Source organism: Bacteroides sp. AM41-16, assembly GCF_003603495.1.
Taxonomy (GTDB): domain Bacteria; phylum Bacteroidota; class Bacteroidia; order Bacteroidales; family Bacteroidaceae; genus Bacteroides; species Bacteroides uniformis.
In genome coordinates this window covers 23,138-36,458 of sequence record NZ_QTNE01000025.1, presented here as the reverse complement: position 1 = coordinate 36,458, position 13,321 = coordinate 23,138, and the positions used below count along the sequence as shown (strand labels likewise).

Annotated in this window: 10 protein-coding genes; 9 read left to right on the top strand and 1 reads right to left on the bottom strand. The window is 48.8% G+C overall.

Features of this window, described 5'->3' with window-relative positions; genetic code table 11:
* The first annotated feature begins 56 nt into the window (after positions 1-56).
* The 9 genes from DW896_RS18600 to DW896_RS18560 all read left to right on the top strand — a co-directional run bounded on the left by DW896_RS18600 (position 57) and on the right by DW896_RS18560 (position 11,829).
* Positions 57-722, top strand: coding sequence for an ABC transporter ATP-binding protein (locus DW896_RS18600; protein WP_022400800.1), 666 nt, complete (start codon positions 57-59; stop codon positions 720-722).
* 51 nt (positions 723-773) lie between these two features.
* Positions 774-2,048 carry an ABC transporter permease gene (locus tag DW896_RS18595; protein WP_009038276.1) on the top strand — a complete coding sequence of 425 codons (1,275 nt, stop codon included), beginning with the start codon at positions 774-776 and terminating at the stop codon, positions 2,046-2,048.
* A 15-nt stretch (positions 2,049-2,063) separates the two neighbouring features.
* Positions 2,064-3,323 carry an FtsX-like permease family protein gene (locus DW896_RS18590; protein WP_005831158.1) on the top strand — a complete coding sequence of 420 codons (1,260 nt, stop codon included), beginning with the start codon at positions 2,064-2,066 and terminating at the stop codon, positions 3,321-3,323.
* A gap of 41 nt (positions 3,324-3,364) precedes the next feature.
* Positions 3,365-3,988, top strand: coding sequence for a GIN domain-containing protein (locus DW896_RS18585; protein WP_005831156.1), 624 nt, complete (start codon positions 3,365-3,367; stop codon positions 3,986-3,988).
* 52 nt (positions 3,989-4,040) lie between these two features.
* Positions 4,041-5,339, top strand: a complete 1,299-nt coding sequence (locus tag DW896_RS18580; protein WP_005831154.1) for an ABC transporter permease — start codon at positions 4,041-4,043, stop codon at positions 5,337-5,339.
* A 31-nt stretch (positions 5,340-5,370) separates the two neighbouring features.
* Positions 5,371-6,609, top strand: coding sequence for an ABC transporter permease (locus DW896_RS18575; RefSeq protein WP_044467995.1), 1,239 nt, complete (start codon positions 5,371-5,373; stop codon positions 6,607-6,609).
* A 6-nt stretch (positions 6,610-6,615) separates the two neighbouring features.
* Positions 6,616-7,848 (top strand): ABC transporter permease, encoded by a 1,233-nt coding sequence (locus DW896_RS18570; protein ID WP_016274404.1) that lies wholly within the window; start codon positions 6,616-6,618, stop codon positions 7,846-7,848.
* A 36-nt stretch (positions 7,849-7,884) separates the two neighbouring features.
* Positions 7,885-9,132 (top strand): ABC transporter permease, encoded by a 1,248-nt coding sequence (locus tag DW896_RS18565; protein WP_044467994.1) that lies wholly within the window; start codon positions 7,885-7,887, stop codon positions 9,130-9,132.
* A 93-nt stretch (positions 9,133-9,225) separates the two neighbouring features.
* On the top strand, positions 9,226-11,829 hold the full coding sequence (locus tag DW896_RS18560) for a PAS domain-containing sensor histidine kinase (protein ID WP_044467993.1): 2,604 nt from the start codon (positions 9,226-9,228) through the stop codon (positions 11,827-11,829).
* Here the strand turns inward: DW896_RS18560 and DW896_RS18555 are convergent, their stop codons facing one another.
* A complete protein-coding gene (locus DW896_RS18555) occupies positions 11,830-13,065 on the bottom strand; it encodes a fucose isomerase (protein ID WP_005831144.1) in 1,236 nt (411 codons plus the stop codon).
* Between the last annotated feature and the right edge of the window lie 256 nt (positions 13,066-13,321).

Genomic DNA, 13,321 nt, shown 5'->3' with positions numbered 1-13,321 from the left:
AGAAATTGTGCGGAATAGAAACAGAACAGAATAATAACAATTAAATACTTACCATTATGATTAAGTTAACTGGCATCAACAAGATTTATCGTACAAACGAGATTGAAACCGTGGCATTGGAAAATGTAAACCTCGAAGTGAACAAGGGAGAATTTCTCAGTATCATGGGACCTTCCGGTTGCGGAAAATCTACGTTGCTGAACATTATGGGCTTACTGGATGCACCCACCAGCGGCACTATCGAAATAGCCGGTACGAAAGTAGACGGCATGAAGGACAAGGAGCTGGCTGCTTTCCGTAACCGGAAGTTGGGTTTTGTGTTCCAGTCTTTCCATCTGATTAATTCGCTGAATGTGCTGGATAATGTGGAGTTGCCTTTGCTCTATAGAAAGGTGTCTGCCAAGGAACGTCGTCATCTGGCGGAAGAGGTATTGAAGAAGGTCGGTTTGAGCCACCGCATGCGCCACATGCCTACACAGCTTTCCGGCGGTCAATGCCAGCGTGTAGCCATTGCCCGTGCCATTATCGGCAACCCGGAGATAATCCTCGCCGATGAGCCCACCGGTAACCTAGACTCCAAGATGGGTGCCGAAGTCATGGAACTGTTGCATCAACTGAACAAGGAAGACGGACGTACCATCGTGATGGTGACCCACAATGAAGAGCAGGCCAAACAGACCTCACGCACCGTCCGCTTCTTCGACGGACGTCAGGTGGAATAATTACTGCTTAGTCAACTGTCAACTATTAATTATCAACTATCAATAAATGAAATGCAAACCGTAAGACAAGCTTTTACAATCTTGAAGCAGAATCCGCTGCTAAGTACGATTTCCATATTGGGTACGGCCTTTGCTATCACCATGATTATGGCTATTGTGATTACTTGGCAGACAAAATATGCTGACTTGGAACCGGAAGTGAACCGCAGTCGGTGTCTTTACTTTTCCGCTATGCACGTATACGACAAGGAAAAGGACGGCAATAATAATTGGAGTAATCCTTCGGCGGCATTTATGAAAGAATGCGTGCAGCCGGTGCCCGAAGTGGAATACTGTACGGCATTTTCCCCAGCCGGTTTGTCGTTGGCTTCGTTGACTGACGGTAACAATCGGGTGAAAGTGGATGCTATGCGGACAGATCCCGACTTCTGGAAAGTGTTCAGCATGCAGTTTCTTGCCGGACGCGGCTTCAGCGAAGCCGACCGTGCTGGAGAAAGCAAGGCTGTAGTAGTCTGTGCGTCTGTAGCGCGGAAACTGTATGGAAGTACAGATGTAGTGGGACAGGAATTCCTGCTGAACCGGGAACTTGCACGTATCGTGGGAGTGGTGAAAGATGTTTCCGTCACTGCTAAGGATGCATACGCACAAGTGTGGGGTATGTACAGTGCCGACGAACTGAAAATTACCGGAGTCCACAGTTATTTGGGAGGCATGCAGATTGCTGTATTGGCACGTACATCTGATGACTTTCCTGCCATCCGGGAGGGCATTGCCAAGCAGGTGGAACGTGTTAATGCCGGATTGGGCAACAAACAGATAGACATCATGGAACAGCCGGACAATATCGTGGCGCACGTCAACCACGTATGGGCTAATGTAGGGCCAGACTTGACAATGCTTTATCTTCAATATGCCGTAGCTTTATTTATCATTTTGTTGGTACCGTCACTCAATTTGTGTGGCTTGAGTAACAGCCGCATGCAGCAACGTATTACCGAATTAGGTGTACGTAAGGCTTTTGGAGGAACGAAAAGCGTGCTTGTGCGGCAGATACTGAACGAAAATCTGATGTTGACATTACTGGGTGGAGTAGTGGGACTGCTTTTCAGTTATTTGGCAGTATATGCCATGCGTATGTGGCTGTTCACCAATAATCAGAATGTGGGTACGTCGGGCGAGCTCAGCTTGAACATGGAGGCGCTGTTTAGTCCGTGGGTATTCCTGCTGGCATTTGTTTTCTGTGTGGTCATCAATCTGTTGAGTGCGGCACTGCCTGCATGGATAGCGGCACGGCACACTATTGTAGATTCTTTGAATGATAAATAGAAGGAGGTACTTGATATGAAATTTACGATACATAACTTACGTATGATAAAGGCACGCTTCAGCAGTAACGGCTGGGTATTGGCTGAATTGTTCTTGGTATTCATCGTGATGTGGTTCCTCTGTGACTCACTGGGATGCATGAAATATACTTTCTACCGTCCGCTGGGTTATAATATTGAACATGTCTATAAATTATCCACCGTTGTAGGTGGAGAAAGTCGGGATACGAGTCTGACTGATGCCGATAAATATCTGGGTATATTGGCGAAATTGGAACAAGAGCCTTCCGTAGAGGCAGCTGCCCTTTGTTATTGGAGCCTTCCGATGAGTGGCAGTAATAGTTACAATGCGTTGGTTGTGCAAGATACTTCCTGGGTGCAAGGACGCTGTATTTATACGACTGGAGGATATATGGATGTTTTCCGGATAAGTGAGGACCCGCGTCACCCGTTCCGGGACACTCCCGCAGGATGGAACAATGTGACACTGAGTAATGCCGCTTTTGAACGTTTTCGTAAGAAAATGCCGGAGTTTTCGCAGACTACGCCGTTAGGTAATGGTGATTCTGTTACAATCATCAAGCAGATGGGGAAGACCGGTGCTTTCCGTTCCTATCGTTATGGAGTTGAGGAACCTTGGTTCTTTTATCATTTGGGAGAGAATATGATTAAGGCAGAGTTTGCCGACAATTGGTCGCAGATTGTTTTCCGCGTGAAGCCTGCTGCCGACGGACCGGATTATCGGGAGAAGTTTCTGCGCGAAATAGCGCCTAAACTGGACACGGACAATGCGTTTGTGGCAGATGCCGCTCCCTATACTGAACAACAGTTGCAGTTCGAGGTGATGAATGGCGATACGGATAAGGTGAACAGTCAGGCTGTGGTGGTGCTCTTCCTGCTGGTGAATGTATTTTTGGGGTTAATAGGCACCTTTTGGTTCCGTACTCGCCGCCGCCGTTCGGAGATAGCTCTACGGATGGCGATGGGCAGTACGCGTGGCGGTGTGTTTCGTTTACTGATAGGTGAGGGGTTACTGTTATTGGCGTTAGTGACATTGCCTGCCATGGTTGTATGCTACAATGTGGGGATGGCGGAATTTACTATAGGACGTACCTCTCTCATATCCACTTGGCCGATAGAGTGGAGTGTGATACGCTTCCTTGCAGGTTCTCTAGGGGCTTGGTTACTGATAGCTCTGATGGTAGTGATTGGAATATGGTTTCCGGCACGGCAGGCTATGAAGATTGAGCCGGCAGAGGCGTTGCATGAAGAGTAGTATGAAAAACAATAGAGGATTAACAATAAAAAAGAAGAAAAATGAAAACTAATATAGTAGGTATTATCATTGCATTGATATTGACATTTGTAGGTATGCTGAGTGTTTATGCACAAGATACCAAAGTGAGTGAAGTGCGCAAAGTGGATGCCTTTTCGTCCATTGAGATAACGTCTGTGGGAACAATTTATTTTACACAGAGTGACACTTATTCTTTCAAGATTGAAGGTAAGGAGAAGCACGTGAAGAATACAGAAACCACAGTGAAGGACGGCTGTCTGCTGATAGGCTTCAAGGATAGGAAAAACAAGAGCATGAGAAATCAGAAAGATGGCGTGACCATTTGGATTTCGGCTCCTGATTTGAAGAAGGTGGAGTTTACCGGTGTAGGGGAATTCAATTGTGAGAAGCCCTTGAAACTGGATGAAGTGTCATTTGAGGTAAAGGGAGTGGGTGAAGTGAATGTATCCGATTTGACGTGTGACGAGCTGAAAGTTACTTTACGCGGAGTAGGTAGCGCCGATATTCATGTAGTCTGCGATTATTTGACTGCCAGAATGAGTGGTGTGGGTGACGTCACTTTGAGCGGAACTGCCGGGCATGCTGACATTTCTAAAGGAGGCATAGGCGGAGTGAATACATGTAACCTGAAGGTGGGCCGTTGAGTAGCGGTAACACCAATCGTAAATAGTAAATCGTCTAATCGTAAATATCAATATGATAAAGCAATACTTCACACAAGCCTGGGCACAGTTGCGGCAGCAACCGATGATTAGTGCCGTCAGCATAGCCGGTACGGCACTTGCCATCTTCCTCATCATGCTGGTGGTGATGATGCAGCAGGTGAAGGTAGCTCCGTTTGCTCCGGAGAGCAACCGCGACCGCTTTCTACATGTGCATTATATGAGCATCACCAACAAAAGCTGGGGAGAGGGAAACAGTTCCAACGGACCGATGGGGATAAAGACTGCGCTTGAGTGCTTCAAATCGCTGAAGACCCCCGAAGCAGTAACGATTTATACCTGTATGGTCATTTCTACCCCCGTGAATCTGCCGGGACAACCTGCAACGGGTATCGACCTGTTGCAGACAGATGATACTTTCTGGCGTGTGTTTGATTTCTCTTTTGTTGCCGGGAAACCTTATGACCAGGCTACATTCGATGCCGGACTACCTGTAGCGGTAATTACGGAAAGTGTAGCGCGCAGGTTATTCCAGACAACGGAGGCTGTTGGTCGCGAATTCCTTTTGAACCATGCTCCTTATACAGTGTCCGGTGTAGTGAAGGATGTTTCTACTTTGGCCAACACTGCCTATGCGCAGGTATGGGTGCCCTATACTTCTACTGAGATAACGAAAAGCACATGGAGTGATGAGCATATGGGGATGATGAGCGTTACCATTCTGGCGAAAAGCCGTGATGATTTTCCTGCTATTCGTGAGGAGACGGAACGCCGCCGTCAGGAGTACGACACTGTAATTGGCGAGAATGGTTATTCGTTGATTTACCGTAACCGTCCTTATGACCAGGAGAAAAATGCCGCAGGAATGGCTGCCAACATCGAACCGGACGTGGACCAGGCACGCAGGCAGCGTCTCATTATCTTCATCATTCTACTGATTGTTCCTGCCATCAACCTCAGCTCGATGACGCAGAGCCGTCTGCGCCAGCGTGTGGCAGAGATTGGTGTGCGCCGGGCATTCGGTTCAACGAGACTGGAACTGATGGGGCAAATCATTGCAGAAAATCTGGTGGTGACATTGCTGGCAGGGGTGATGGGATTGTTGCTGAGTGTAGCATTCGCTTATTTGGGAAATACACTGCTGTTTGCGCAGGAATTCAGCCAGACGCTGAGTCCTCCGGCAGTGGATGCAAGCATATTGCTGCATGGCTCCACCTTTGGCTGGGCGTTGTTGTTCTGCTTTGTGCTGAACTTACTAAGTTCCGGTATTCCCGCATGGCGTGCATCAAGAATAGGGATTGTAAATGCATTGGGCGGACGTTTGCATAAATAACTCCATCACAAAACATTAATCATTGAAGAAAATGACTAAGAAACTTCTTACACAGATAAAGAATGAATGGCTCTCAAACCTATGGTTGGTGTTGGAGTTATTGGTAGTGAGTGTAGTGATGTGGTACGTGGTAGACTATCTCTACACGCGCGCCGCCACCTATCTGGAGCCGAGAGGCTTTAATATAGAGCACTGCTACCTTATAGAGTTGGGGGAACTGACACCCAAAAGTCCCGACTACATAGCCGGGCATACCTCTCAGCAGACCCACGATGACATAGCCGAGTTGTTGGAGCGTCTGCGTCGTCGGCCGGAGATAGAAGCGGTCAGCCTTTCGCAGAATTCGTATCCTTACAACGGAAGCAATTCAGGCGCTGAAGTAAGCTATGACACTTTGCGTTCTCCCGGTTGGACCATCCGCAGGTTAGTGACACCGGACTTTCCCCGTGTATTCCGCTATCGGGGCACGCGTGGCGAGACACCCGAACAATTGGCTGAAATGTTGGAGCGCGGGGAGTTTATGGCTTCGGATAACCTCTACCGGAAATACGACCGCCGGATGACAGATCTCGTAGGCCAGCGGTTCTATCTTTTTGGTGATACTACGAAGACCTACCGGCTGGGTGCTGCACTGCAAAATGTACGCTATCACGATTATGACCAGGCGCGAAGCTCATATTCCATGATGGTGAAGCAGAGTTTCTACTATATCGGTCTCGAACTTTGTGTCCGCGTCCGTGAAGGGCAGGACAATGACTTCATTGAGAAGCTGAAGGCAGACAGTGAGAGCCAGTTCCGCGTAGGCAACATCTTCATTTCGGAGATACGTTCTTTCAAGGATATTCGTCGCAACTACCAGCAGGCATGGACCAATGACATCCGTAACTATGTGATGGGTATGGGATTCCTACTGCTGAACATTTTCCTCGGCTTGCTCGGAACATTCTGGTTCCGTACGCAGCAACGCCGTTCGGAGATAGCACTGCACAAAGCGCATGGAGCGACAGACCGTGCCATCTTCAGCCGGCTGCTTAGTGAAGGGATATTGTTGTTGGCAATTGTCACCCCCGTTGCATTGCTCATCGATTATAATCTTGCACACCTGGAGTTGAATTCCTGGAGGAACGGTACGACGTTGGAGTGGGACCGCCTGCTGCTCTGTGCTGCCATCAGCTTTGTGCTGATTACCCTAATGATTGTCATCGGTATAGGTATTCCTGCCCGCAAGGCGATGAAGGTGCAGCCTGCCGAAGCATTGCACGATGAATAGAAAGCTATGGAACAAATTTTAGCTCTTATCCGCCAGAATCCCTTTTTCAGTGCTGTTTCCGTCATCGGTACGGCAGTGAGTATAACCTTTGTCATGGTCATTTACATGGTGTATGACATCCAGACGGCTGACTTGGCTCCCGAGTCGCACCGCAGTAGCATGGTATATTCTTCTTATGGATACTCTTACCGCAAGTCCGACCACAGCAATTCCAATACGGGCATGTCTTATCGGGCTGTCAACGCTATTTTTGCAGAACTTCCGGGTGCGGAACTTGTCACCTATCTGGGACCTACCTATCTTAGATACTGTGGGGATTCGCCCGTGCGGGGAATGCGCCGTACGGTTCGTCAGGTGGATTTGAACTATTGGCGTGTCTACGATATCCCTCTTGTGGCGGGCCGTCTTTTCAGTACCGAAGAGTTCGATGCTTGCCGGGATGTCGTGGTTATAGGCGAACAGCTTGCCCGCGAAGCTTTCGGGTCTGCCGAAGCAGCCATTGGCAAAAATTATTTTGTCAACTTTCGCCCTAAGCGCATTGTCGGGGTCACCAAGGATGTGAGCTCTCTGTTCACATTTGCCTATGGAGAGTTGTGGATGCCTTATTCCACCCGGGATTCCGGTCTGGGCAGTGAAGGGCTACGGGGAGATTTCGAGGCTGTGGCCCTTGTCAAGCCCGGTGTCGGCAGAGAGGAACTCAAGCGGCAGATAGAACAGTCGCTTGCCCGCTTCAACGAGATACTGGTCGAATATGAACTGGAGCTTCCCGACCTCAGCACCTATACGGAACGGCAGTTCTTCCGTAATGACACGATGAGTCCTGCCGTAACCTGCATCATCCTGGGTTTGATATTGCTTATTGTGCCCGCTATCAATGTCAGCGGACTTATATCTTCGCAAATGTCCCGTCGCATGGCTGAGCTTGCGGTAAGGAAAGCATACGGCGCCAGCCGTTCTACCTTGATGGTGCAGTTGCTCCGCGAGAACCTGGCCTTGGCATTTGCCGGCGCATTGCTCGGTTTTCTCTTTTCGTGCATATTCCTATGGCTGGGTAAGGACTGGATGCTTGGCGATGGTGCTCCCGGAACGAATTTTGATGTAAGCGTCTGGCTCTTCCTCCGTCCTGCGGTTTTCGTGGCTGTATTGGTGGTGTGTCTGTTGTTCAACCTGCTTTCTGTGTTTATTCCTGCCTGGCATGCCACCCGTCGCCCTATAGCCGAGGTTCTTGGCGGAGAATGAGCGGATAAACGAATCCCAATTAAAACAGTAACGAGTATGATACATTCTATTTTACACCAGATATGGAACCAGCGCCGCAGTAACGGCTGGCTGTTTGCCGAGCTGTTGATTGTATTTACATTGATGTGGTATTGTGTGGATGTACTCTATGGCTTTGCCCATGCAGAACGGCAGCCTAAGGGGTATGATTTGGAGCATGTCTATAAGATAAGGATTTCCTGCAATCCCACACAGATAGTGCCGTGCACGTCGGAAGACAGCCTGCAGACCTTCTGGTTCAAGCCGATGGAGGAAGTGCTCCGGCGTATCAGGCAATATCCTGCAGTGGAAAGTGCTGCCACGTGGCTGGGTACCGATACTTATACCCGCGGGCGTGTTTACCAGGGGTATACGACGGACAGCGTGCATGTTGTCGAGACTACAGTGCGCTATGTGTCTCCCGAATATTTCGACGTCATGCGCATTCCGCTGTTGCAGGGGAATGTCTCGGATTGGAATTCCACTGCCAGTCCTCTGCCTGCCGTGGTGACCCGTGATTTGGCAGACAGCCTTTTCCTGACAAGTGCCGAGGCGGTGGGTCGCGAGTTCCTGGATTATTACAACGGAGGTCTTCGTTACCGTGTTTCCGCAGTCTGTGCTTTGCAGAAGACGGATGATTATGCCCGTTACGGGCCTTTTGTACTGACTCCTTTCCCCAGTTGGTTTTATAAGGACCAGTACCTTCCGTTCATTTCCCTACGGATACGCCCGGAGGCGGATACGGATAATTTTGCAGCCTGTTTTTATCAGGATATGACATCGCAGTTGCAGGTCACTCCATTCTATCTTTTCGACATACAGAGCTACAAAGAACAGAAAATAGAACGGGATGCTGCTGAAGGAATAACTCCATACATTCGCAGTGCAAGGCTCATTGTAGTATTCTTCGTTTTCAATGTATTCATCGGGCTGATGGGAACTTTCTGGTTCCGTACCCGCCACCGTCGCAGCGAGATTGCTTTGCGCATGGCCATGGGCAGCAGCCGCGGAAGAATACGCTGGCAATTGCTGGGTGAAGGGTTGCTGCTGTTGGCACTTGCTTCCATCCCCGCTTTGATGATATGTATCAATATGGTTATGGCAGATGTCACTTTTACGGAAGCCACGGATGCCACTTGGGGGAGATTTGTCATATGCGTTTCTATTGTCTGGATATTGATGGCATTGATGGTGATTGCAGGAATCTGGTATCCGGCTTCACGGGCCATGAAGGTACAGCCTGCCGAAGCATTGCACGATGAGTGAGTTTTTTTTGAATAATCTGTGCTCATTCTCAATATAACTTGTATATTTGCGTGACGAATAAGAGTTTTGCGTTGAGTATACAAAATCTATATTATGATGAAACGCCTTTTCTTTCCATTGTTTGCAGGCTTGTTGTGGTTGATGTCGGGAACACTTTCGGCTACGGAACGTACGTACAATGTACTTTTCATACAGTCCTATACAAAAAATACTCCTTGGCACAGCCTTCTGACAGAAAATTTGGAGAACGGACTGGACAAGGGGGGAGTTAAAGCCAATATCACTACTGAATATCTGAATGCCGATTACTGGTCTTTCGCTTCCGAGTGCTTCATCATGCGCCGCATCTGCGAGCGTGCCAGGCAACGGAAAACGGACTTGATTGTGACCTCCAGCGATGAGGCTTTCTTCACATTGACCCATTGCGGTGATTCCCTGCCTTATCAGATACCGGTAGTGGTTTCGGGTATCAAATACCCGGATGAGAGAGTCTTTGAAAGAATGCCCAACGTCTCCGGCTATGTTTCGAAAACGGATTTCGATGTCTTGCTGGATGCGGCTGTCCGCATGTTTCCTTCCCGCAGGGAGTTGGTCTGTCTGTCCGACAGCAGTTTCCTGAGCCTTAAAGGGGTTAAGGCTGTGGAGGAATCCTGGGAACGCATAAAGAGCAACTATCCGGAGCATGAGTTGAAAGTGCTGAATGTGCAGGCCAAGTCCTTGAACTCTATCATCACTTCCATTTGCTATGACTACAATGCCTACAAGCATATTGTCATTGCTCCCAAATGGATTCCCTTTCTTTCCTTGAAGTTGAAGGCCCCCGTGTTTACCAGCCAGAACCTGGCTATGACGAACGGTGTTCTGTGTGTGTATGATGCCGTTCCCGGAGAGGATGCTTTTGCTGCCGGCCGGCAGGCTGCAAGTATTTTGAAGGGCAAGTCACCCGCCTCATTGGAAGTAAAGGACTTTGGGGGCAAGTTGCTGTTCGATTACAAACAGTTGCAGTTTTTCCGTGTGGACACGAACCGTGCGGAGAGCAAGGGCATCATTTTGAATATACCGTTGATGGAGCGTTACCGTGTCTGGTTCATTCTGTTCTATTCGCTGATTGTCGGGGCATTGGTGCTGCTGGTTGCCTGGCTTTTCCGTGCCAACCGCAGGGAGTCGCGTAAGCGCATACATGCCCAGACCCGCTTGTTGATACAGCACCGCCTGGTGGAGCAGCGCGACGAGTTCGACAATATCTTCTGTTCCATTCGCGACGGCTTGATTACGTATGATACCGACCTGCGCATCCATTTTGTCAACCGTCCGTTGTTACAGATGTTGGGACTTTCTTCCGAAACCTATACGTCCCGTTTCTATGAAGGGCAGATGGCCGGCTCCATTTTCAGGATTTACATGAATGGAGAAAACATCCTGCAGGACTTGTTGAAGAAAGTACGTACCGGAAAGAGACCTATTCCTATTCCGGAGAAAGCCTTCATGCAGGAAAACCATCAGGGAACGTATTTCCCCGTTTCCGGCGAGGTAGTACCTATCTTTGCCAATGAAAAGATGACGGGAATGGCGATTGTATGCCGCAATATCTCCGAAGAAGAGATGCAGAGACGCTTCTTCAATATGGCGGTGGAGGAAAGCTCCATTTATCCGTGGCAGTACAACATGCATATGAACCGTTTCCATTTCCCGGGTGGATTGCTGCGCCGTTTCGGGTATACCGATGATACGGACTTGCTGGCACGTGATGAGATGGACACCCTTATACATCCGGAAGACTTGCTGCATACGCGCAGGAATTTTGATGCCATTCTGTTGGGTAATGAAATCAATTCACGGATGAGTTTCCGGTTGAAGAGTGTGGATGGGAGCTATGAATGGTGGGAGTTCCGCAGTACCGCTTATGACGGACTGACGGTTGATACCCCATACATGGTATTGGGAGTATGCCAGAGCATCCAGCGTTACAAGGATACGGAAGAGGCCTTGATTGCCGCACGTGACCGTGCCTTGCAGGCCGACAAGCTCAAATCTGCGTTCCTTGCCAATATGAGCCATGAGATACGCACCCCTTTGAATGCCATTGTCGGCTTCTCGGATTTGTTGAAGGATTTGGACGCTTTTTCTCCGGAAGAGGTAAAGCAGTTCGTCGAAACAATCAACATCAACTGTACATTGCTGCTGGCGTTGATAAACGATATTCTGGACCTCTCGCGCATAGAATCGGGCACGATGGACTTTAAGTTCGGAGCATTCAACCTGGCGTTTATCATGCAGGAGGTCCATGAATCCCAGCGTCTGAGTATGCCTCGGGATGTAGAGCTGCGTATAGAGATTCCGGAAGGGGAAGACAAATTGGTCATCACCGATTCCGTCCGCTTGAAGCAGGTCGTGAACAACCTGATAAACAATGCCAAGAAATTCACGGTAACGGGCAGCATCACCTTCGGCTATGTCACGAACCGGGAAGGATATACCACCATCTTTGTCGAAGACACGGGAAGCGGTATCTCTGAAGACGCCCAGAAACATATCTTCGAACGCTTTTACAAAGAAGACAGCTTTACGCAGGGCGCCGGTTTGGGGCTGAGCATTTGCCAGACCATCGTAGACCGCCTGCATGGTTCTATCTCGGTCTCCTCAGAGTTGGGAAAAGGAACGCGTTTCGAGGTGGTGATACCGGATGCGAACGAGTAATCATTCAATCCGTTTGCAGGCATTGGCTTGCAGGAACTCTTCCAATATATCCTCGTAATTGCCATACAGCATGATGTGGTGGTTGCCCAGCGGTGTCTTGAGGAAATAGTCGGCAGGGGAGTTCATTTTTATCCGCACTTGGGTGCGGCACATATTGATGTAGTTTGTATTCTCAACAAGCGTGCCGGTGCTCAAGTAATATTCGTCCAGGCTTTCGCTTCCGCATTTTACGATGGTTACATCTCCCGTCGGCAGGATTCCCTGAATACCGATGCCGCTTTCCGTCTCAAAATGGTTGCGTATGATGAACTGCTCCGTTTGTGCGATGCCGATGGTGCAGTGTGCCAATATGATTTCATTGGTACGGGCATTTATCATGGAAGGATTGGCCATGAAGGAGTTTTTCCCCGTCAGCACTTTTACGGCCAGCATGGTGAAGACGGATTGCAAATCGCCTTCACATCCGGCAATGATTCCTTCGTCGTTCAGCAAGGCAAGGGCAAGGCAGCCGGTGGTTCCCGTTTGGTCTATCAGGCGGAAGCAGCTGAGGGTAATGGCGCTCAGTCGCTCTTCCTCTACAATCCTCTTGATGGCTCGATACAGCCGCATGGCTTTTATCATGTCTTCGGGGCTTGCCTCTCGGCAGGCAAGCGCTTTTCCTGCCAGTCCGGCGCATGCTTCGCCCACCTCGTCGTCCGTTATCTGTCCGTAGTATTCATAAATGCGGTCCAATGAGACGTCTGTGTACTCGATACCCCAGCGGCGTTTGGCAAGCAGATAATCCACATTGCTGGCAACGAGCCAGCTGGACGGAGTGCCCATTACGCCGATGCGCATGCCGAAAAGGCTGCGTTGTGCCACGAAATTGCTGTGCAGGACAAAAATACGCTTGATGGTCTCGGGGAGCTCTCCGTGAAGAATCTCGCTTTTCATTCCCCGGCCGCGCAGCCAGGAAGATATTTCGAGAGCGGCGGCCAGTGAGTTCTGCATGCCGTCTGCCAAGAGGATGGCGGGGCGGGGAAGGGATTCGAAATGCTGGATTACCAGCCGTTCCACACCTCCGGTGGCAATGAATATAATACTGAAGTCATCGGGTGATAACTTGTCTATGTCTTTGTAATCAATGAAGTTGACGGTAAAGTATTTTTCCAATTCAGTCAATATCACTTCGTGGGAGCTACGGACTGATGCTTGTTTATGCAGTATGGAAGCAAAAGTTATAAGGTTGATGACCATGGTGTTATTTACTATTTGACTATTTACTATTTACAATTGATTCTACTTGGCTCGTTTGCTTTTTCAAAGATACAAGTTTCTGTTTACATATCATAGAGTTTTTACGATAGATAAGTTTTTTAAAGTTTTTATGGTCTTGCCTTCCTTTTGGTTTCAAATAATTCGCTACATTTGCAACTTTAATGATAAAGTGATAGCAATATCACCTATAAATACTCTATTAAATAGTAAATCATAAATCGTCAAATAGTAAATA

Excerpts from the sequence above, each read along its gene's own strand:
- DW896_RS18580 (WP_005831154.1), top strand. The coding sequence starts at position 4,041 with ATGATAAAGCAATACTTCACACAAGCCTGGGCACAGTTGCGGCAGCAA.
- DW896_RS18600 (WP_022400800.1), top strand. The coding sequence starts at position 57 with ATGATTAAGTTAACTGGCATCAACAAGATTTATCGTACAAACGAGATT.
- DW896_RS18585 (WP_005831156.1), top strand. The coding sequence starts at position 3,365 with ATGAAAACTAATATAGTAGGTATTATCATTGCATTGATATTGACATTT.
- DW896_RS18595 (WP_009038276.1), top strand. The coding sequence starts at position 774 with ATGCAAACCGTAAGACAAGCTTTTACAATCTTGAAGCAGAATCCGCTG.
- DW896_RS18565 (WP_044467994.1), top strand. The coding sequence starts at position 7,885 with ATGATACATTCTATTTTACACCAGATATGGAACCAGCGCCGCAGTAAC.
- DW896_RS18575 (WP_044467995.1), top strand. The coding sequence starts at position 5,371 with ATGACTAAGAAACTTCTTACACAGATAAAGAATGAATGGCTCTCAAAC.
- DW896_RS18590 (WP_005831158.1), top strand. The coding sequence starts at position 2,064 with ATGAAATTTACGATACATAACTTACGTATGATAAAGGCACGCTTCAGC.
- DW896_RS18555 (WP_005831144.1), bottom strand. The coding sequence starts at position 13,065 with ATGGTCATCAACCTTATAACTTTTGCTTCCATACTGCATAAACAAGCA.
- DW896_RS18560 (WP_044467993.1), top strand. The coding sequence starts at position 9,226 with ATGATGAAACGCCTTTTCTTTCCATTGTTTGCAGGCTTGTTGTGGTTG.
- DW896_RS18570 (WP_016274404.1), top strand. The coding sequence starts at position 6,616 with ATGGAACAAATTTTAGCTCTTATCCGCCAGAATCCCTTTTTCAGTGCT.